Raw genomic sequence first — 19,278 nt, forward strand, 5'->3', positions numbered from 1 at the left:
TTTGCACTTTCGCAGATAGTTATTACTAATTTCTTTACAGATATTATAACCTTTTTCGTACGCGGTTACAAATTATAATTGTAAAATTTTCACCGAAGGTGATTTACGCGAGCAACGAGTCAAAGTCCGTGCTTGCACGGAACCTTGATGAGTGCCGCGATAACGATAAAAACTCGCAAAGCGTGTTTTTATCGTTTAAATGCATTTTAGCTCGTAACTGTGAAGGTACTGAACAGTTACGATTTATAAAATAATTTTCGTCAACGCTTTCTTCTGTTTTTATTATAACAGAACCCTTCTTTCCGCACTACTATATTATTCATCTGTGCAAAAAGATTGTTACTGGTTACTGTCCACTCCGTTCTCAGCAACACGCCTTGCAGAATATCATCAGTGAACAGCAACAAAGGATTCCGTAAAAATAATTTCATGTAAACTATGAGAAACACACTGCGCATCCTCGCGGAGCGTTTTTTGCTCTACAGGAAAGCAATTTCCTGTAGAGCAAAAAAGCTTCCCGGGAAAATCCCGGGAAGCTTTCTGAATTTATATTTTTTATTCTATTTCTTCCGGCTCCATGCTCAGCACGTGCTCTTCACCTTTGTCAGTGATATCATATTTCTTTTTGTACTCGCTGAAGTATGTGTAATATTCGAAACTGTCCGTTGGATAGATCTTACTGTCGCGGATATGCATATCCGGGTCTTGTTCGCCACTCTTCATCAGGGCTACCATGGCACTTGCACAATGGGATGCAATTCGTCCGAAGCTATTCAGGATATCGTTAAATACAGTTCCCTCTTCCAGCCCGCAATTGCCATTGCTCAGTCGTTCCACATGGTGCATCTTCAGCTCGTCACACAGATGTGTGATGACCACACCGAGAGGAGCCACCCTCTGTGCTGCCTCTTTATCATCATTCAGAAAAGCGTTGCAGGTAATGTTGATTTCTTCGCGTACCGCTTCCATAACGATATTCAGCTCATTCCATGCTGCCGGTGAAAAGTCTGTGTGATTGTCATGCATCTCGTTGGACATATGCGCAATATAAGAAGCATGGTCTCCGATACGCTCAAAGTCACCGATCGTGTGCAGATACAGAGATACCTGACGGGTCTGTACCGTGTTCATCTCACGCTTTGTCAGCTGAATCAGATATTCTCCCAGACGGCTTTCATATTTGTCAATCAGATCTTCTTTTCTCTGTACTTTGTCAAACTTATCCTGCTGATATTCATTCAACAGATTCATGGCTCTGTTGACATTCTTGCGAAGTTTCTTTGCCATGCCGTTCATCGCACGGTGACACTGTGCAATTGCCAGTGCCGGATAGTTCAGCAGACGTTCCTCTAACAGATCAAAATCTGCTTCGTCTTCCAGTTCTTCCGCACTGTCTTTTACCAGGATACATACCAGCTTCTCGAGTTTCGGAATAAACGGGAACAGTACTACTACAGTTGCCACACGGAATACTGTATTTAACAGTGCGATAGATACCGGTGTCATCACCATATCTGTAAAGGTAAAGTGAACAAATGCATTGGCTGTATAAAAGATAACAGACCACATGATCAGTCCGAACAGGTCGTTCAGCAGATAGACCAGTGCGGTTCTCTTTCCATTTTTATTGGCGCCGATCGCAGAGATCAGAACCGGACAGGCCGCACCAACACCGATTCCCAGTACGATAGGGAAAGCACTTGCAAATGTTAAGAGACCGGTAACAGAAAGTGCCTGCAGCACACCAACGGTGGCAGATGCACTCTGTAAAACTGCTGTAAACAGGATACCTACCAGAATACCTGCCAGCGGGTTGGAAAACATCGTCAGCATCTTGATAAAGGTAGGATTTTCACGCAGCGGAGAAACCGCTCCACTCATCATCTGCATACCTGTCATCAAAATGGCAAAACCAAGCATGATATTTCCAATATTCTTATGTACGGAACGTTTGCAGAACATACGGAAAATAATGCCAATTACAGCTACAACGGCAGAAATCGTCGCAGTAGAAAAGATACTTGCGATTCCGCCACCGCTTCCTCCAATATAAGAAAGACACAGGATCCAGCCGGTAATACTGGTTCCGATGTTGGCACCCATGATGATACCGATCGCCTGCTTCAGTTTCATCATACCGGAGTTTACAAAACCGATGACCATGACCGTCGTGGCGGATGATGACTGAATCACACTGGTAACACCCGTACCAAGAGCTACTCCTTTCAACGGTGTATTTGTCATTCGATATAAGAAGGCTTCCAGTTTGTTACCTGCCACCATCTTCAGGCCATCGCCCATCAAAGACATTCCAAACAAAAATAATGCTACACCGCATAGCAAAGACAAAATCATTGAAAAAATTGCCATATGTTTCTCCTCTGTTGTCTGACATCCCGGATCTGTTTCCGGAATGGACACATTCTAAATTTGGTTTCTTTTTACTTTTGTTTTACTTCTTATTTTCTTTTTCTTAACATTTCCTTTCTTATTATGCCATGTTGCCGTCATAATTACAATGTTTGATTGTTTTCCTACGTGATTTTTATCATCCCGTCAAAAATGCGCCGTTTTTTTTGTGTAAATTTCAGCAATTTTCCAACTATTTTCTCTATTGACATACTTGTGTGTACCTTTATGTCAATTTCGACTTTTCTGTTAAATTTTTAACGTCGCAGTATGGCTCTCCGTAGAATGTTTTTTCATTTACGGGAAGAAAATTGGCCGGAAACAAAAAAACGATGTCTCATCCCCTGTTCAGAAGTTATGAAACATCGTCTTACTTTTACAGATACGAACGAATATCCACCGTAAGTTTTTCTTCTATATTAATCAGCCGTTTGGCAATATCCTTTGCCTTTTCGTCAGCCTCTGCATACTGGTTCAGACAGCGGTGCAGCGACTTGATTCCCATATTGCATCCATCCGTCATCAGATCGGCGATCGTTGCGTCAGACTCATCCAGCACCAGTTTTCCTTTCGTCTTCATCCAGAACATGCCTTTTGCCATCAGGTTCGGTTCTTTCCTCTCATCCCGGTTAACTTCCAGTTTCTGCCGGATCTCCTCCTGCAGTTTTTCATGTTTATCCCTGCATCCAAGTAACAGCTGCCGGAATTTTTCTTCTTTTACATACGGAAGTACCTCCTGAATCGAAGCAATTCCCATCTGTACACCGGCGTCACACTCCTGTAACAGCCGGATTGTCTCTTCCTGTCCCATCATTTCTTACTGCCTCCTTTTTTTGTTACATGCAGATATAGTATGACGTTTGAAAAAGACTTTTATGCGAATATTTTTGTTTTTCTGAAAGCCTCATGCATGATTGACGTAACATGTTTTGATGTATTTTTCAGACTTCCACGATTGCTCTGCTCCAGATTTCCGTCAGTTTTTCCAGAGAATACGCTGCATTGGCAGGGCTTGTGGACGGCAGTTCTTCCATCGGAAGGTTCAGTTCCTTATCCTGATACTTCCTGTAAAGTTTTCCTGAAGTTTTTCCGTTGGTGTAAATCTTCCGGATCTGCGATTCTCCCACGATTTTCCCAAGATCCGCCGGAACCACATCTTTGATACTGCTGTCGCTCGACCCGATGATACTGCACTGTTCGATCACATCATATACGGCAACACCCCGCCGGAGAAGCATCGCTTTTTTCTCTTCCACCGTCTGTGGCTCCTCCTCTTTCAACACTGCCGCCAGTACTTTCCAGAAGCGATTCCGCGGATGCCCGTAAAAAAATGCCTGTTCCCTTGATTTCACAGATGGGAAACTTCCCAGAATCAGAATCCGTGATTCTCTGTTATACACCGGCCCAAAGCCGTGGCTGATGTTTTGATATTCTTTCATATATCTACTCCTTTTTTTAACCCGCCTCAAAGTAAGGGAATCTCCACCAAGCAAGGCGAATCTTCCCTTATTTTCTCATTATTTTTTATTTCACTGCCCGTTTCTTCCCGGACAATACTGTTCCTGCAATCAGTAACACCGGAAAAACAATCGCTGCAAGGATTCCTTTTTTCAGATCTTCGGAAAACATGCTGGATACATAGCCGACCAGTGTCGGACCGCCGGAGCAGCCCAGGTCACCGCCGAGGGCTAACAATGCAAACATAGCGGTTCCACCGTTTCGCATGACAGCAGATGCCTTGCTGAAGCTTCCCGGCCACATAATTCCTACGGACAGACCGCAGATTGCACATCCCAGCAGGGACAGCTGTGGAAGCGGAGACAGGGAAATCAGCAGATAAGAGCCTATACAAAGCAGCCCGCTGCCCACCATGAACTTGTCAAGATCGATTTTATCACCGAATTTTCCATAAAACGCTCTGGCACTTCCCATCAGGATGGCGAAAGCCATCGGTCCTGCCAGATCGCCGATCGATTTGCTTACTCCCAGACCTTTTTCCGCGAAAGTGGACGCCCACTGGCTAACCGCCTGCTCGCTGGCTCCGGCGCAAACCATCATCAATAACAGGATCCAGAACATTTTCTCCCTGCACAGGTCAAGAATTGTCATTCCCGTTTCTCCTTCTTCTACCAGAGGAGCAATCGGTGCTTTTGTAAAAATCATTCCGTTCACAATCGGGATGATCGCCCAGACACACGCAAGGATCTTCCAGTTTTCAATCCCGAAAATTTTAAAAAAGCAGGTGGAGATCAGTACAACTGCCACATGTCCCCAGCAGTAAAATGAATGTAACAGACTCATCGCTTTTTCTTTGTTGTCTGTCGGACAGCTCTCCATGATCGGACTGATCAGTACTTCAATCAGACCGCCGCCGATCGCATAGATCATAACAGACAATAGAATTCCTGTATACGCATCCGGTAAAAGGTTTGGCAGTACGACCAGTCCGATCAGTCCCAGCGCGGATGCCGCATGTGCGATCACGATTGATACCCTGTAGCCGATCTTATCGACAAATCCGGCAGATAGCAGATCCACGATCAGCTGAACACCAAAGTTGAGTGTGATCAGCATGGTAATTTTACTCAACGGAATCCCATACGTTTTTTCAAAGGTTAAAAATAGCAACGGTACAAAGTTATTGACCACCGCCTGCACCACATAGCCGATAAAACAGGCATATATGGTTTTCTGATACTTATCTTTCATCACTTTCCTCCCATGTGCGCCCCGTTTTCCGGAGCTTATCCTATTTATATTATATATCAGCCTGTGTCGTTTGTAATTGCATTTATTTCACTTCTTTTTATACCATATCAGTAACTGTTCAGTACCTTCACAGTTACGAGCCAAAATTCATAAAAAATCACCTTCGGTGATGGCATTTTGGCTTGTATGTCTCGGGATTTTGACATATTCATGTCAAAACACCTCGCGGGACAGTGGCTACTGAATAGTTACCTATATCACACTTTTTACCAGTTACGGTTATAAAAACATTTCAAAACCATAGCAGGATTTTTCGAATCCATAATGTTCATAGAATCCATGGGCCGCCGTTCTGGGAAGACCGGAATCCAAAGTAATCGCTTTACACCCTCTCTCCCGTGCCTCTTTGCTTACAAAATCCAATAATTTTTTCCCATATCCTTTTCCCCTGTCTTCTTCTCTGGTGATCAGAGTGGATACATAGCAGGTCAGTCCGGACATCCAGAAGGTCTGAAAATAATCCCCATGACAAAATCCCCTGCAGACCCCGTTTTCTTCATATAACCATGCGAAACTATTCTCATCATCCAGTACTTTTTGATATACCTGCCTGACGGTTGCTTCCTCATATGTATTATACGTCCACAACGCTTTCACGAATTCATAAACTACCGGGAAGTCTCTCTCTGTTGCTTTTCTGATATGTTCTTTCTGTGTCATATCCTCCACTCCTTCTTCTTTACCTGTAAACCTGATATTTCTGCGGATCCTCTGACACTTTTCTTACACATATTCCCTCATTATACTTCCGGACTGCTTCTTTTGTTATTCATTCGTAACTATTCATTCCCCTCACGGTTACGCTACCTGCTGAATAGTTACATTCATTCATCCTTTAGCTGAGATACTTTCTGATTGCAGCCTCCTGCAACCCTTCCCCGATCACGATCAGGATCTCCTGTCCTTCTTTGATCGGCTGTTTTTTCAGTTCATGGCGAGTTGCATTGACCTCGATCCAGCTGCCATTTTCCTCCTGCATAAATCCTTTGATCCGGAAGACTGCCCCACAGGACGGATCTACAAAGATTTTTTTCATTCCAGCAAGAATTTTCTCCACCGGCATCTGACGTTCCATCACATACACCGTGTCAAAACTGTTTTCTTCTGTAAAATCCATTTTCTGATAATTTTCCTGCACATAACCGCACTGCTGAAGCTTTGCAAAATCCTCATCTGTGAGCGCCAGACTGCCTTTTCGGATAATTTCCTGATCCAGTCTGCGACCGCAGCGTACCTTTTCCAATGCTCTGTTCAGATGTGTGATCGTTGCCTTGATCTCTTCCTTCGTTGCCTCTTCTGCTCGGCTCAACACAACCGCACCCGCATGTGCCGCCTCCGAAGCCAGCAGATACTCAGACATGTCCGAAAGTTCCGACTCCAGCTTTGCGTTGACTACGGTAATGACATTTCCAATCTGATACCACCGATCCAGTGGTTCATCCCGCAGCACATCAAAGAATTCATCCACATCGTATACACCGGATGGTTCCACCAGTACCCGATCATACCCGCACATTCCCATCGCGATCAGCTTCGTGCGAAATCTCCTCCGGTGTGTTTCCCTGTCGCATCCACCAGCGATCATCTCCAACTCGCACTTATCCCCCATCAGTTCCTGCAATAATAACATATCCACATTGACCGAGCCAAAATCATTTTCCAGAATCCCGATGTTCATTCCCTGATCCATCAGATATTTTGCATAGTGTTTGATAAATGTCGTTTTTCCCGAACCTAAGAATCCGGTGATAAGATCAATTGTAACCATATTTTCTCACCTCACGTTGTTTCCATATCATTCTGTCAGTTTTACATGACTACATTATGTTCGGTATTACTCCTGTTCTCACCTTACCCTCTTGTCACACGATGGATCCGGGTTTCATCATAACGATCCTGCTGGGTTCTCTCTTCTGCCGGATATCCCAGCGCAAAGATACCGAAGGCTCGCTGACTTTCCGGAATACCGATGATTTTTTCTACTTTTTCCATCCTGTCCTCTAACGGCGCGATTCCCATCCAGACACCGCCAAGTCCCACTTCATCGGTGGCAAGCCACATATTTTCCATACAGATACTCAGGTCAATCTGTGCGTACGCCGGTACGGTACATTCTTTCCGGTAAGCGGTAACGATCGCCACCGGTGCTTTCGCAGTGAGTTTTGCGTATGGTGTTGTCTCAGAAAGTTCTTCTAAAATCTCCGGATCTTCCACGATGTAGAATTCCCACGGCTGCTGGTTACAGGCAGATGGTGCTGCCATGGACGCCCTCAGAATATAATCCAGTTTTTCCGGTTCTACCTTTTTCTCCTGATACTTTCGAATACTGACTCTGTGAAATAAATCTGCCATTGTTTTGCCTCCTTACATTTTTATATCTGCTATCTTATCATTTTTTCACAAAACTTCCAATCTATTTCTTCATACAGCTGCTTCTGACATTATTTCCGATTACTGTTCAGTACACCCACAGTTACGGGTAAAATCCATTCCAGGTCTTCTGTCATTCTTAAACATAAAAAATTCGAATCCATCTGTTGTACAACAACTTATGAATTCGAACTTTTTATGTTTTTGATACTGAATTGTTCTGTACTTCGTACTCGCCCAATCCTTTTCAAGTATTCCCTACAGGCTGAACACACCCAGTGACTGCAGAAGCAGTGCTGCCAGCAGAACCGGCGCGATGAATTTTACCATAACAATATACAGTTTCTTTCTTCCGAACTTATAGCCGCCAATCGTTACTTCATCGATAATGGTCTGTGGTTTTACCACCCAGCCGATCAGGATACAGCTGAGCAGTGCAACAGTCGGCATCAGCAGGTTGTTGCTCAGGTAATCCATCAGATCCAGAATCTGTGCAACCGCACCATTCGGAAGTTTCAGTTCAAAGTACAGGACATTGTATCCCAGACACACGATCACTCCGACAATACATGCATAGATTGTTACCAGAACCGTTCCTTTCTTTCTGCTCACATGGAACCGGTCAATAATGTTAGATACAATCGATTCCATGACAGATACGGAAGATGTTACCGCTGCAAAAGATACCATCAGGAAGAAAATCGTTCCGATGACCGGACCGGCTACTCCCATCGCCTCAAAAATCTTCGGCAGTGATACAAACATCAGTCCCGGACCGGCGGACATTCCCTCCGTTCCCATGAACGTATACACGGCCGGAACGATCATCAGACCGGCCAGCAGAGCCACCGCGGTATCAAACCATTCAATCTGATTAATAGACCGCATCAGATTGGTCTCTTTCTTTACGTAAGATCCATAAGTTACCATAATACCCATCGCCACACTGATCGAGAAGAACAGCTGTCCCAGTGCATCGACAAATACGATCACAAAGTCTTTCAGTGTCATACCACTGAAATTTGGTACCAGATAAACTTTCAGCCCCTGCAGACCGCTTCTTGTCACACCGTCCGCATCGCTGTGAGACAACGTCATCGAAAAGATGGATATACCAACGATCATTACCAGAAGAATCGGCATCAGGATCCTGCTGTAATTTTCAATTCCTTTGTTTACTCCCCTGTAAACAACAAATGCGGTCAGGAACAGGTAGATAAACAGCCAGATGATCGGCTGCCACACGCTTGTGATATAGCCGGTAAAATAACCGTCCTGTGCGGCTTCCACCCCATGTCCGGTGATAAAGGTTCCCAGATATTTCAGTACCCATCCACCGATGGAACAGTAATAGGGCAGAATCACAACCGGAATGATACACGCCAGAATGCCAAGACCGCCCCATTTGGGGTGAATCATCCGGTACGCATTCAACGGACTCTGTCCGGTTTTTCTTCCGATGGCTACATCTGTGGTCAACAGCGTAAAACCAAAGGTCAGTGCCAGAATAATGTAAACCAGAATGAAAGTTCCTCCTCCATCCTTCGCTGCCAGATACGGAAATCTCCAGATATTTCCCAGTCCGACAGCACTTCCTGCTGCTGCAAGTACGAATCCAATAGATCCGGTAAAATTTCCTCGTTTGTTTCCTTTCTCCATACGTTACTCACTTTCTATAATTTTTGTACCTTACTACTGTACCCTGATTTCAGAATCTTGTCTAGCATTTTCCTGATTTTTTTGGTTTTTTATAATCCTTCAGCAGATAGGATCCCGTGAGGTGTTCCGGCATGAAAATGGTTACCGTTCACTCCGTTCCCAGTAACACGCTTTGCGATGCACAGAATTTATACTAATCGCATAAGCAGATATTTTTAACATTTCTCGCAAAATCATGTTATAATTTAATCTGATACGAATGAAACTTACTATTTTTCAGAATATATAAGAATAAATGGAGGGGACTATGGAGCATCAACGACTGACAAATAAAGAAGTGAAAAAGAAAAACCGGAATCAGATTTTCCGTTATATTTGTACCCATGGAACGGTATCCAATCCGGATATTGTCTCCGACCTGCACCTGAGTCTCCCAACCGTGACCAACACCACCAGAGAACTTCTCGAATCGGGGCTTCTGCGGGATCTCGGAGAGATGCAGTCCACCGGTGGCCGCAGAGCCAGAGCGCTGTGTGCCGCTTCGGATTATCGGTTTTCCATCGGACTGGATATCACCCGAAATCATCTTGGCATCCTTCTTTTGAATCTGACCGGCGACATTATAAAATATGAAAGAATGCAGCTTGGTTTTTCCAGAAGTTCTGCCTATTTCTCCGAAGTCTGTCAGAAAATTGATGATTTTCTCCTGGAAACGGAGATTTCCGGAGAACAGATCCTCGGTCTTGGCATCTCTCTTCCAGGAATCGTCGATCCGGTGCAGAAAATGATCACTTATTCCCATGCCCTCGGTGTGCGGGATCTGCCTTTTGGGGAAATACAATCGTCTTTCTCATGGCACTGTACCTTTTTAAATGATGCAAATGCAGGGGCTTTTGCGGAAGGCATCGGTTCGGATCTGCCTTCCCCCTTCTTTTATCTTTCTCTGAGTAACACCGTGGGCGGTGCCATCTTTCACGATGGAAATCTGCTTCCAGGTGATGCTTTCCGCTGTGGAGAAGCCGGTCACATGACTCTGATTCCCGATGGAAAACCGTGTTACTGCGGAAAAACCGGCTGCGTCGATGCCTACTGTTCCGCCAGACTCCTCTCGGATCTGTCCGGCGGACGGCTGGAAGATTTCTTTCTCGGACTGCAGCAGAACAACCCGGACTATCGTTCTGTCTGGGACACCTATCTGAAACATCTGGCTGTCGTCATCAACAACCTGCATATGCTCCTCGACTACGATATCGTCCTCGGCGGTTATGTAGGAAGCTTTCTCACCCCCTGGCTCGATACGATCCGCCACTTGGTTGCTGAACGCAATACTTTCGAAGACGATGGCAGCTTTGTAAAACTGTGTACCTACCAGACCGGAGCGGCGGCTTATGGGGCGGCGATGGATGTGATGGAAGGTTTTTTGCGAACAGTATGACCTGTGAATCCGCAAAGTAAATGTATCATTGCCGGTTTTATAATTTTAGAATGCCAGATAGGCATTTCAGGTTTTCGCTGACCCACATGCAAAAGAAGCAGAAATCCGAAAATAGATTTCTGCTTCTTTTGTATTATATGATATCATTATATGTTTCATTATCCGTTTATACCTGCGGGAATACCTCTGTAAACACCGCATCCATCAGTTCCGGGCTTCTGCGGCATTCTGCGACAACGGTGATGACTGCGTTTTTCTCGCGACTGATGATGGACCACTGGCAGTATTTTCCGTCGGCACGGAAGGTGTTTTCTCTGCCGCCCCAGAACAGATAACCGTAACCGAAGCTGTCTGCATCATTTTCAACCTGTTTGCTGGTAGCTGCTTTTACCCAGCTTTCCGGTACCAGTTGTTTTCCGTTCCAGTTTCCGTTCTGCAGATAGAGAAGTCCCAGTTTGTGGAGTTCATCCATTGTCAGGTAAAGTCCGCCGGCACCGAAGACATGACCATAGGGATCCAGTTCCCAGGTCGGACGGGCGATGCCCAGCGGTTTGAACAGTCGCGGATACAGGTAGGATACCAGATCACATCCGGCTCTCCGTTCTACCAGAACACCTGCAAGATACGGACCTACGTTATTGTATACAAACTTTGTTCCCGGCTCGTAGACAAACGGGAGGGCAAGACTCATCTTCACCCAGTCCTCTTCCTCATAAACCGGGCGCTGTGCACCCATCAGTTCCGCTTTTTCCTGTCCGAGGCACATGGTCAGAAGGTCTTTTACCGTAGCCTTTGCAAGGTTCTCACTGACATTTTCCGGAAGATCTTCGTCAAAACAGTCCACCAGTTTTTCATCCAGGGATAGCAGACCTTCTTTTACTGCAATTCCCACAGCTGTGGAAGTGAAACTTTTGCTGGCAGAATATACATTTCTTCTGCACTGTTCATCCCACAGTTTCTTTCCGATTTCTTTGCCGTCCTTCGTCACAACGATCCCCAGCACACCCAGATCTTTGACTTTTTTCTCAAATGCATCAAAATTCATAAAAAATCCCCTTTTGCACTCGCATATATAATTTACATTTTATGTTTTCCCATCTTCGCATAGCTGTCTGTTCTCGGCAGCCAGTCCAGGAACTTTGGAAGTTCCAGTTCCCAGAATCTCCATTCGTGTTCATAACCGTCCACACGGTCAAAACGGTGCTCAATTTTCAAAGAATTCAGATATTCCTCGAACTGGTCCACCGATTCAATCAGGAAATCATCATTTCCCACACAGAAGAAAATATCCGGCAGCTTTTTGCCTGCATCCAGATCGTCTTTGATCGTCTGATAGAGATCCATCGCATCCGGATATTGATGTCCGACTTTTTCTTCCATCTCTTTCGACCAGACCGTAGCCGGTGAAAATGCACCAACCGCGCGATATTGTTCTGTGTCTGTCATCGCATGGATCAGCGCACCATATCCGCCCATGGAAGCTCCTGCAATATAGGTATCCTCCGGACGATCTGAAATCGGGAAGTATGCTTTTACGAATTCAGGAAGTTCTTTTCCAATAAAATCGTAAAATTTTTCTCCGTAGATCGTATCCATATACAGAGAATTTCCCACGGATGCAGAAACTACCGCGATCCGGTACTCTTCCGCATAACGGCTGACGCATGTAAAACGTTCCCAGGAAAGATAATCATTTCCATGACCGTGTAACAGGTATAATACCGGGAATTTTTCCGGCATCTGATGCGTCAGTAACACCGGATCATCCATATCACAGGGACTTACTCCCGGCAGCGTGATTGTAAGATCTGCTCCGTGACCCAGAGCGTAAGAAAAAAAATTGCAATGCATCTGTGGCATGGTACATTCCTCCTTTATTGTTATTCACTTATTGTTTCCAGTGGTTTTGTCGTCGATCCTTCATGAAACGTTACCGGAATGTTCGTGACATCCTCTGCTTTTCCGTTTTCAATCATATCTGTGAGACTCTTCACCGCCTGTTTTGCAATCTCGTGCAACGGCTGCGCGATGCTCGATACGATTGGTTTCCCCTGATTTAAGAACTGCAGACCATCGTATCCGATAATCTGGATATCTTCCGGAACCCGTTTTCCCATCTCTTCGAGTTCTTCCCGTACAATCGTTGCGAGGTGATCCGAACTGGTAAAGATTCCATCGATGGAATGTTCTCCCATGGAAGGGGAAATATAAGCCCGCAGCATATTGTGGATCAGTTTTCTGGATCCGTAGGATTCATAGACCGAAACAATCTGTTTTTCTGACATTTCCACACTATTACAGGAAAGATCATGTTCCATACAATATTCAGTAAAACCGACTCTTCTTTTTCGTACTTCACTGTCTACGGATGACATTGTCATAAAGCACAACAGGTTGGTGGATCCTCTTTTATGCAGATTTTCTGCTGCAAGCCAGCCGCGCTGCCAGTTATCTCCTGCCACACATGGGATGTGTGATTTGTAATGACGGTCGATGGAAACAAAAGCCATGTTTTCGATCCGTTCCTCTTCTACCTTACTGTAAGTCACACCAATGATTCCGTCAACTTTATTTTGTTTTGCCATATCCATAAATGCCACTTCCCGTTCGGCATTATCACCGGACAGGCATAGCAGTACCTGTTTTCCGACTGCTGACAATTCGCTTTCCAGGGCATCCAGCAACAGTGCAAAATACGGATTGATCAGATTCGGCAGAATGACAACCACATAATCGGTCTTCTGCATCCGCATTCCCTTTGCCAGAGTATTCACCTGATACCCCAGTTTTTCTATGGACGCTTCTACCAGCTTTCTCCTCGCTTCACTGACACGTCCTCCATTCAGTACGTTCGACACAGTTCCCACCGATACACCGGCATCCCGTGCAACGTCTTTGATTGTTACCATTTGATTTTCCTCCTCCACACCATCCTATCAGATACTCAAGTTCGACACTGCAAGTTTCTGACATGACGCGTCCTTCATCGGAACCTGAAAAGGCTATATTTATTTTTATTATAGAATTATTTTCTCGTATTGTCTATGTATTGTTGTGCACTTTATTTTCTATGATACCAGGATCGTGAGAGTACGAAGTACGGATCAATCCGGTATCAAAGGGGGTAAAATACCTTTTGACCCCAACATCTTTCCGTTCATATAAGAAAAGGTGAGTGTATCTTTTCTTTATCAGATTCAGATACACTCACCTTTCAGTACCGCTTTATTATGATTTTACTGCACCGGCAACTACACCAGCGATAATATATTTCTGTAATGCGATATACAGGATGATTACCGGGATGATTGCCATAACCAGTGCCGCCATCAGAAGATCCATATCATTGCTGTATGTTCCCTGGAACAGCTTGGTTGCGATCGGGATCGTGTACAGAGATTTATCTGTCAGGATCAGGCTCGGCAGCAGGTAATCGTTCCACAGAGACAGGGCATACAGGATAACCAGTGTTGCTGTGGTCGGTTTTAACAGAGGGAACACAATCTGAAAGAATGTTCTCAATCTTCCTGCTCCGTCAATCTGTGCTGCCTCTTCCAGTGAGATCGGTACACCGCCTTTGATAAATCCATGGAACATGAATACCGCCATAGATACCGAGAAGCCCAGATGCATGAATATCAATGTTGCTCTGTGGTTCAGGATTCCAAATGTTCCACCGTAGATAGAGATCAGCGGGATCATAACTACCTGGAACGGGATTACCATGGAAAACAGCATTACCATGAAGATGATCTGATTGATCTTCCATGCTTTTCTTACGAAGATGTAAGCTGCCATGGAGGAGAACAGAATGATCAGGAACACACTCACACAGGTAATGATCAGGGAGTTCTTCAGGATGTTCATGAAGTTCATCTGCTGGAAAGCATCTACAAAGTTATCTGTTGTAAAACCTTTTTTACCACCCCAGCTCAGTGGCATTTTGATAATATCACGTTTGTGTTTGAAGGCATTCAGCACGATCATGTAGAACGGGAACATATAGATGATAAACAGCACTACAGTTACCAGTGTTTTCAGGAACGTTTTGATGCCTCTTACTGTCTTTTCCTGTCCTTCCATTATGCTTCAACCTCCTTCCGTTTGTTGATGATTGTCTGAGATACTGCAATAATCGCTGTAAAGATAAACAGGATGATTGCTTCTGTCTGTCCGACACCATACTGTTTTGCAGAAAAGGCTTTCTGATATACATACATGGCAGCCATAACAGTAGATCCGTAAGGACCACCTTCTGTCAGGGACAGGTTCACATCGTAGATCATGAAACATCTGGTGATGGTCAGGAACATACAGATCGTGAAAGATGCTCTCATCAGCGGAAGTACGATATATCTTGTTGTCTGAGATTCGTTACAGCCATCGATCTTGGCTGCTTCTTTCAGGTCTTCGGATACACCGGTCAGACCTGCGATATAAATTAACATCATGTAACCGGAGAACTGCCATATTGTTACCAGTACCAGTGCTGCGAATGCAGAGGCACTTCCTGACAGCATGGATTTCTGCAGAACTGTAACGTTCAGTGCATCACCAAAGTAAACAATAACTTTGTTAAATACGAACTGCCAGATATAACCAAGGATGATACCACCGATCAGGTTCGGGGTAAAGAATCCGGCACGGAAGAAATTCTTTCCTTTGATTTTTCCGGTTACCAGCAGTGCCAGTAAAAATCCGATCACGTTTACCAGTATTACGGAAACTACCACATACAGCAGTGTCAGTCCCAGGGACTGCCAGAAGCTACTGTCTGCAACTACTGCCGCATAGTTTTTCAGTCCTACAAAAGGTTTGTTGCTGGATACGCCGTCCCAGCTTGTAAATGTCAGATATACACCATATAAGAATGGTACGATTACCACGGCCAGGAATGCGAAGGTTGCAGGACCTGCAAATACCAGGAACGTGGAAACTTTGCTCCATAAGCTTTCTTTTTTACTATTCATCTCGTTGCCTTTCTTTCCCTCTTTTAGTAGCAGTTGCCGGGTCAGTGTTCATTACTCTGCCCGGCAACTTCTTAACTAGCAACCAATTATGTATCTGCCTTTTTGATTATTCGGAAAGGTTTGTCCAGTAATCCTGAACTTCTTTTGCGAATTCGGCACGGTCGATCTGTTTGTCCAGATATTTCTGCATGATCGCACCAACTTCTGACCAGTGATCTCCAGGATAATTAGAAGGCTGATCAAACAGTTTTCCTTCTACTGTGTATCTCTGGATACTCTGTCCCAGCATATTTGTAGCTTCTTCTGTGATGTTGGAGAATGCAGGTACTAAAGAGCAATCATCAACCAGTACTTTGTTTCCTTCAGCTGTGTTTGCCAGCCAGTCAAGGAAATCTTTTGCTGCTGCCTGCTGTTTTTCATCGTTACATTCTTTATCAATCATAACCTGTTTGGTAGCACCACCACAGATGTAATCATTTACGTTAGCATTTCCTTCTGTTCCGTTCTGCGGTACCGGCATGATTCCGATTTCAGTATCGTCTTCAATGTAATCAGAAATCTCTGCCCATGCCCAGTTTCCGTTGAACCAGAATGCCACATCACCTTCTGCCAGATCTGCAGCGTTTTCATCGTAATCAGCAGCCAGCGGATCTGCTTTATTGATGTTATATTCCATCAGCAGATCGTAGGTATCCATCAGAGAAGTAAATCTTTCGTTGGACATCAGATCTACGCTTCCGTTTCTCAGATCTTCCATAATCTTTTCTGTACCGGTCAGTGTTCCGTCCTGCTCTTCATATACCTGTGTGAAGTAATGTCCTGCATTGCTCCAGTCTTCCTGGTTCAGAGCCACCGGGCTTTCCATACCGTTGTCTACCAGTTTTTTCAGCAGTGCTTCGAAGTCATCCATGTTTGTTACAGAAGTCGGATCCCAGTCTTCTCCCAGAGTATCTTCGATTGCTGTTTTGTTGTAGATCATACCTCTGCCTTCGATACAGAATGGGAAGCTGTACAGTTTTCCGTCATTACCTGTGATACCATACTGTGTACCACCATTTGCTGCCCAGGATTCATCACTCAGATCTACGCCTTTTTCTTCGCAGATAGAAGCAACGTCCTGCGGATCACACATGATCAGTGTCGGTGCATTCTTTGCTGCGTATCTTGCAGATACTTCCTGAGAAGGTGTACCACTACCGATAGTGTAAACTTCCAGTTTTGCTCCTGTCAGTTCACCCCACTGTTCAGCGGCAGCTTCCAGCTGAGATTCGATCTCACTCTTTGTGTTCAGCATGGTGATAGATACACCGCTGAAATCTTCACGCGCGCTGGCTGTGGAATCACTGCTTCCGCTTTCATCTGTTGTTGTGGTTTCGCTCTTGGAAGAAGAGTCATCGGAAGAAGAGCTTCCGCATCCTGCCAGCAGGCTTCCTGCCATTGCCATTGTTAATATTGCTGCAACTACTTTTCTTTTCATATCAGATATCCTCCTAAAATAGTTTATGCACTTTGCTACTTTGAAACGGTTCATTTTCGTTTCTTCGTAGTTCCTTTCGTTGTACTTACTATACTACAACATCTTGCACAAAGCAATTGTGATTTTTAATCAAAGTTACCGGTTACTTTTTGTGCATTTTTACCTTTCCTTCCATTTTCCCATTTAGTTTTTATCTTCTTTATCTTTGAACCGTTTCATTTTATATGAATTAATCAATAAAATCTATGGGTTTCAATTTGATTTTTTCGCATATCTCCAGGTATCAATATGTGTTCAAATTTTCATTCCTCTGCTGGCTAAATTATTTCACTATTCAATTGCCCCCTGTTTATACAGCTTTTTTCCCAATTCTCAATTTCTATCTTTGTGTATTTTTACTACTGGTACTTTTTGCCGATTTATCCTATGATTAATTTATATATTGAATCATTTCATTTTATAAAATAACGTAACGGAGATAACAAGGAGGTTATCCAATGGCAACTTTAACAACTGTATCAAGTAATTATGGAACTATTAACGGTATTCAGAAAGATGGATATTCTGTTTTTCGGGGCATTCCATTTGCAAAGGTTCCCACAGGTGCTCTTCGTTTTGCACCACCTCAAAAACCGGAAAGCTTCAAAGAAGCTTATGATGCGTTTACTTTCCGTTCCATCCCCATGCAGCATTTCACCGACCCGGACGGTTTATATCAGAAAGAATTCTATGATAACCCGGACTTTCATTTTCCGATTTCTGAAGACTGTCTGTATCTGAACATCTGGACGCCGGCACATACTGCTTCTGAAAAACTTCCGGTAGCAGTATGGATTCACGGGGGTGGCTTTGAACATGGGTTTTCCACAGAACTGGAGTTTGATGGGGAAGCTTATGCAAAAAAAGGTGTGATCCTGGCGACTATTTCTTACCGCGTCAACGTGTTTGGTTTCCTTTATGATCAGAAACAGGAAGAGGAACTTGGTTTCAGCGGCAACCAGGGACTGCTCGACCAGATTGCCGCACTGGAGTGGATCTCTGAAAATATCGCTGCCTTCGGTGGGAATCCGGATAACATCACAATCATGGGCCAGTCCGCCGGAGCCATGAGTTCACATGTACTCACATTTTCTCCGCTGGCCACACCGATGATCCATCAGGCTATCCTTCAGAGCGGAAGCATTGCCTGTTTTCCGTCTCCAATGGTATTTACCAAAGCACAGGCGCAGGCGGTAACGGATAAGTTCTATGAACTGTGCGGTGTTTCTTCTATCGAAGAGTTACGCAGACTCCCCGCAGAAGACCTTCTGGACAAATCCGATGAACTGATGGCTCTGTACCCATCCCTTCCGTTTCGTCCGGTCGTCGACGGTCATGTACTTCCGGATACTCCGGATGTTCTGACAAAAGAAGGGGGCATGGCCCATATCCCCTATCTGATGGGTGTTACCAAGGATGATCTGTTTATTCCGGAGGGTGCTTCCCACAGAGAGGGTGGTTTCTTCACTGCTGCCGTTTCTTTTGCAAATGCCTGCCGGAAGCAGAATCTTCCGGTATATCTCTATGAATTCTGCCATGATCTGCCGGGTAGTGATGACGGTGCTTTCCACTCTTCGGAACTGTGGTACACTTTCGGAACTCTGAACCGTTGCTGGCGCCCAATGACCGATGAGGATCATGCACTGGCTGAGGAAATGGTGACCTGCTGGACGAGCTTTATGAAGCAGGGAGATCCGAATGAAGATGTGAAGGAAGAATGGAAGGCCTGGACAGAGGATGGAGGCTTTATTAAAACCTTTGCTTAATCGTTGAACGCTTCGCGAATTTGACTCGTTGGCGCGGCAGTCGTCAAGATCTCATGCAATGCAAAAAAATGGAACCAGGCATTCATTTTTTGAATTGTCAGGTTCCATTTTTATTTTTCAATATATATTTTTTCTTTTATACGAAATATCAGGATCAAAAACATAAGGAAGTAGCCATTCTCCAAAGTAAAACTTGCATATTACAAATGTTTTTGAGCGTTACAGGTATATAGAACAGCCATACGTAACTATTCAGTAGCCACTGTCCCGCGAGGTGTTTTGACATGAATATGTCAAAATCCCGAGACATACAAGCCAAAATGCCATCACCGAAGGTGATTTACGCGAGCAACGAGTCAAAGTCCGTGCTTGCACGGAACCTTG

Annotated in this window: 16 protein-coding genes; 2 read left to right on the top strand and 14 right to left on the bottom strand. The window is 44.6% G+C overall.

Annotation, left to right across the window (positions count from 1 at the left end; all coding sequences use genetic code 11):
* Positions 1 to 555: 555 nt before the first annotated feature.
* From MSA64_RS03055 to MSA64_RS03090, 8 genes are all read right to left on the bottom strand, one after another.
* Positions 556 to 2,370 (bottom strand): Na/Pi cotransporter family protein, encoded by a 1,815-nt coding sequence (locus MSA64_RS03055; RefSeq protein WP_287890488.1) that lies wholly within the window; start codon positions 2,368 to 2,370, stop codon positions 556 to 558.
* A gap of 415 nt (positions 2,371 to 2,785) precedes the next feature.
* Positions 2,786 to 3,220 (bottom strand): hypothetical protein, encoded by a 435-nt coding sequence (locus MSA64_RS03060; protein ID WP_117525696.1) that lies wholly within the window; start codon positions 3,218 to 3,220, stop codon positions 2,786 to 2,788.
* Positions 3,221 to 3,350: 130 nt separating this feature from the next.
* Positions 3,351 to 3,848: a DNA-deoxyinosine glycosylase gene (locus MSA64_RS03065; RefSeq protein WP_287890490.1), complete on the bottom strand. Its 498-nt coding sequence runs from the start codon at positions 3,846 to 3,848 to the stop codon at positions 3,351 to 3,353.
* A gap of 85 nt (positions 3,849 to 3,933) precedes the next feature.
* Entirely contained in the window at positions 3,934 to 5,118 is a 1,185-nt protein-coding gene (locus MSA64_RS03070; RefSeq protein ID WP_287890491.1) for an MFS transporter, read from the bottom strand.
* A gap of 279 nt (positions 5,119 to 5,397) precedes the next feature.
* On the bottom strand, positions 5,398 to 5,838 hold the full coding sequence (locus MSA64_RS03075) for a GNAT family N-acetyltransferase (RefSeq protein WP_154432671.1): 441 nt from the start codon (positions 5,836 to 5,838) through the stop codon (positions 5,398 to 5,400).
* 175 nt (positions 5,839 to 6,013) lie between these two features.
* Positions 6,014 to 6,946: a GTP-binding protein gene (locus MSA64_RS03080; protein WP_287890492.1), complete on the bottom strand. Its 933-nt coding sequence runs from the start codon at positions 6,944 to 6,946 to the stop codon at positions 6,014 to 6,016.
* Positions 6,947 to 7,029: 83 nt separating this feature from the next.
* The gene (locus tag MSA64_RS03085) at positions 7,030 to 7,530 is read right to left on the bottom strand and encodes a nitroreductase family protein (protein ID WP_106492834.1); all 501 of its coding nucleotides are present in this window, start codon (positions 7,528 to 7,530) and stop codon (positions 7,030 to 7,032) included.
* 276 nt (positions 7,531 to 7,806) lie between these two features.
* A complete protein-coding gene (locus MSA64_RS03090; RefSeq protein ID WP_277664096.1) occupies positions 7,807 to 9,207 on the bottom strand; it encodes a sodium-dependent transporter in 1,401 nt (466 codons plus the stop codon).
* A 307-nt stretch (positions 9,208 to 9,514) separates the two neighbouring features.
* On the opposite strand from MSA64_RS03090, the gene MSA64_RS03095 reads away from it, so the two are divergent.
* Entirely contained in the window at positions 9,515 to 10,642 is a 1,128-nt protein-coding gene (locus MSA64_RS03095) for an ROK family protein (protein ID WP_287890495.1), read from the top strand.
* A gap of 166 nt (positions 10,643 to 10,808) precedes the next feature.
* Here the strand turns inward: MSA64_RS03095 and MSA64_RS03100 are convergent, their stop codons facing one another.
* The 6 genes from MSA64_RS03100 to MSA64_RS03125 all read right to left on the bottom strand — a co-directional run bounded on the left by MSA64_RS03100 (position 10,809) and on the right by MSA64_RS03125 (position 17,089).
* A complete protein-coding gene (locus tag MSA64_RS03100; protein WP_270377621.1) occupies positions 10,809 to 11,687 on the bottom strand; it encodes a serine hydrolase domain-containing protein in 879 nt (292 codons plus the stop codon).
* 32 nt (positions 11,688 to 11,719) lie between these two features.
* Positions 11,720 to 12,502, bottom strand: a complete 783-nt coding sequence (locus tag MSA64_RS03105; protein ID WP_154432666.1) for an alpha/beta hydrolase — start codon at positions 12,500 to 12,502, stop codon at positions 11,720 to 11,722.
* Between the two features lie 20 nt (positions 12,503 to 12,522).
* Positions 12,523 to 13,551 carry a LacI family DNA-binding transcriptional regulator gene (locus tag MSA64_RS03110; RefSeq protein ID WP_287890496.1) on the bottom strand — a complete coding sequence of 343 codons (1,029 nt, stop codon included), beginning with the start codon at positions 13,549 to 13,551 and terminating at the stop codon, positions 12,523 to 12,525.
* A 319-nt stretch (positions 13,552 to 13,870) separates the two neighbouring features.
* Complete coding sequence (locus tag MSA64_RS03115; protein ID WP_117525691.1) at positions 13,871 to 14,725, bottom strand: carbohydrate ABC transporter permease; 855 nt, start codon at positions 14,723 to 14,725, stop codon at positions 13,871 to 13,873.
* Entirely contained in the window at positions 14,725 to 15,612 is an 888-nt protein-coding gene (locus MSA64_RS03120) for a carbohydrate ABC transporter permease (protein ID WP_154432664.1), read from the bottom strand. The genes MSA64_RS03115 and MSA64_RS03120 overlap by 1 nt, the downstream gene beginning before the upstream one ends.
* A gap of 106 nt (positions 15,613 to 15,718) precedes the next feature.
* Positions 15,719 to 17,089, bottom strand: a complete 1,371-nt coding sequence (locus MSA64_RS03125; RefSeq protein ID WP_277664122.1) for an ABC transporter substrate-binding protein — start codon at positions 17,087 to 17,089, stop codon at positions 15,719 to 15,721.
* 497 nt (positions 17,090 to 17,586) lie between these two features.
* Between MSA64_RS03125 and MSA64_RS03130 the strand changes: the two genes are divergently transcribed.
* Positions 17,587 to 18,894 carry a carboxylesterase/lipase family protein gene (locus MSA64_RS03130; protein WP_287890498.1) on the top strand — a complete coding sequence of 436 codons (1,308 nt, stop codon included), beginning with the start codon at positions 17,587 to 17,589 and terminating at the stop codon, positions 18,892 to 18,894.
* The last annotated feature ends 384 nt before the right edge of the window (positions 18,895 to 19,278 follow it).

It is taken from the genome of Oliverpabstia sp. (genome assembly GCF_022785585.1).
GTDB lineage: Bacteria > Bacillota > Clostridia > Lachnospirales > Lachnospiraceae > Oliverpabstia > Oliverpabstia intestinalis.

Excerpts from the sequence above, each read along its gene's own strand:
- MSA64_RS03055 (WP_287890488.1), bottom strand. The coding sequence starts at position 2,370 with ATGGCAATTTTTTCAATGATTTTGTCTTTGCTATGCGGTGTAGCATTA.
- MSA64_RS03125 (WP_277664122.1), bottom strand. The coding sequence starts at position 17,089 with ATGAAAAGAAAAGTAGTTGCAGCAATATTAACAATGGCAATGGCAGGA.
- MSA64_RS03070 (WP_287890491.1), bottom strand. The coding sequence starts at position 5,118 with ATGAAAGATAAGTATCAGAAAACCATATATGCCTGTTTTATCGGCTAT.
- MSA64_RS03085 (WP_106492834.1), bottom strand. The coding sequence starts at position 7,530 with ATGGCAGATTTATTTCACAGAGTCAGTATTCGAAAGTATCAGGAGAAA.
- MSA64_RS03115 (WP_117525691.1), bottom strand. The coding sequence starts at position 14,725 with ATGGAAGGACAGGAAAAGACAGTAAGAGGCATCAAAACGTTCCTGAAA.
- MSA64_RS03075 (WP_154432671.1), bottom strand. The coding sequence starts at position 5,838 with ATGACACAGAAAGAACATATCAGAAAAGCAACAGAGAGAGACTTCCCG.
- MSA64_RS03080 (WP_287890492.1), bottom strand. The coding sequence starts at position 6,946 with ATGGTTACAATTGATCTTATCACCGGATTCTTAGGTTCGGGAAAAACG.
- MSA64_RS03120 (WP_154432664.1), bottom strand. The coding sequence starts at position 15,612 with ATGAATAGTAAAAAAGAAAGCTTATGGAGCAAAGTTTCCACGTTCCTG.
- MSA64_RS03095 (WP_287890495.1), top strand. The coding sequence starts at position 9,515 with ATGGAGCATCAACGACTGACAAATAAAGAAGTGAAAAAGAAAAACCGG.
- MSA64_RS03100 (WP_270377621.1), bottom strand. The coding sequence starts at position 11,687 with ATGAATTTTGATGCATTTGAGAAAAAAGTCAAAGATCTGGGTGTGCTG.
- MSA64_RS03060 (WP_117525696.1), bottom strand. The coding sequence starts at position 3,220 with ATGGGACAGGAAGAGACAATCCGGCTGTTACAGGAGTGTGACGCCGGT.
- MSA64_RS03090 (WP_277664096.1), bottom strand. The coding sequence starts at position 9,207 with ATGGAGAAAGGAAACAAACGAGGAAATTTTACCGGATCTATTGGATTC.
- MSA64_RS03065 (WP_287890490.1), bottom strand. The coding sequence starts at position 3,848 with ATGAAAGAATATCAAAACATCAGCCACGGCTTTGGGCCGGTGTATAAC.
- MSA64_RS03110 (WP_287890496.1), bottom strand. The coding sequence starts at position 13,551 with ATGGTAACAATCAAAGACGTTGCACGGGATGCCGGTGTATCGGTGGGA.
- MSA64_RS03105 (WP_154432666.1), bottom strand. The coding sequence starts at position 12,502 with ATGCCACAGATGCATTGCAATTTTTTTTCTTACGCTCTGGGTCACGGA.
- MSA64_RS03130 (WP_287890498.1), top strand. The coding sequence starts at position 17,587 with ATGGCAACTTTAACAACTGTATCAAGTAATTATGGAACTATTAACGGT.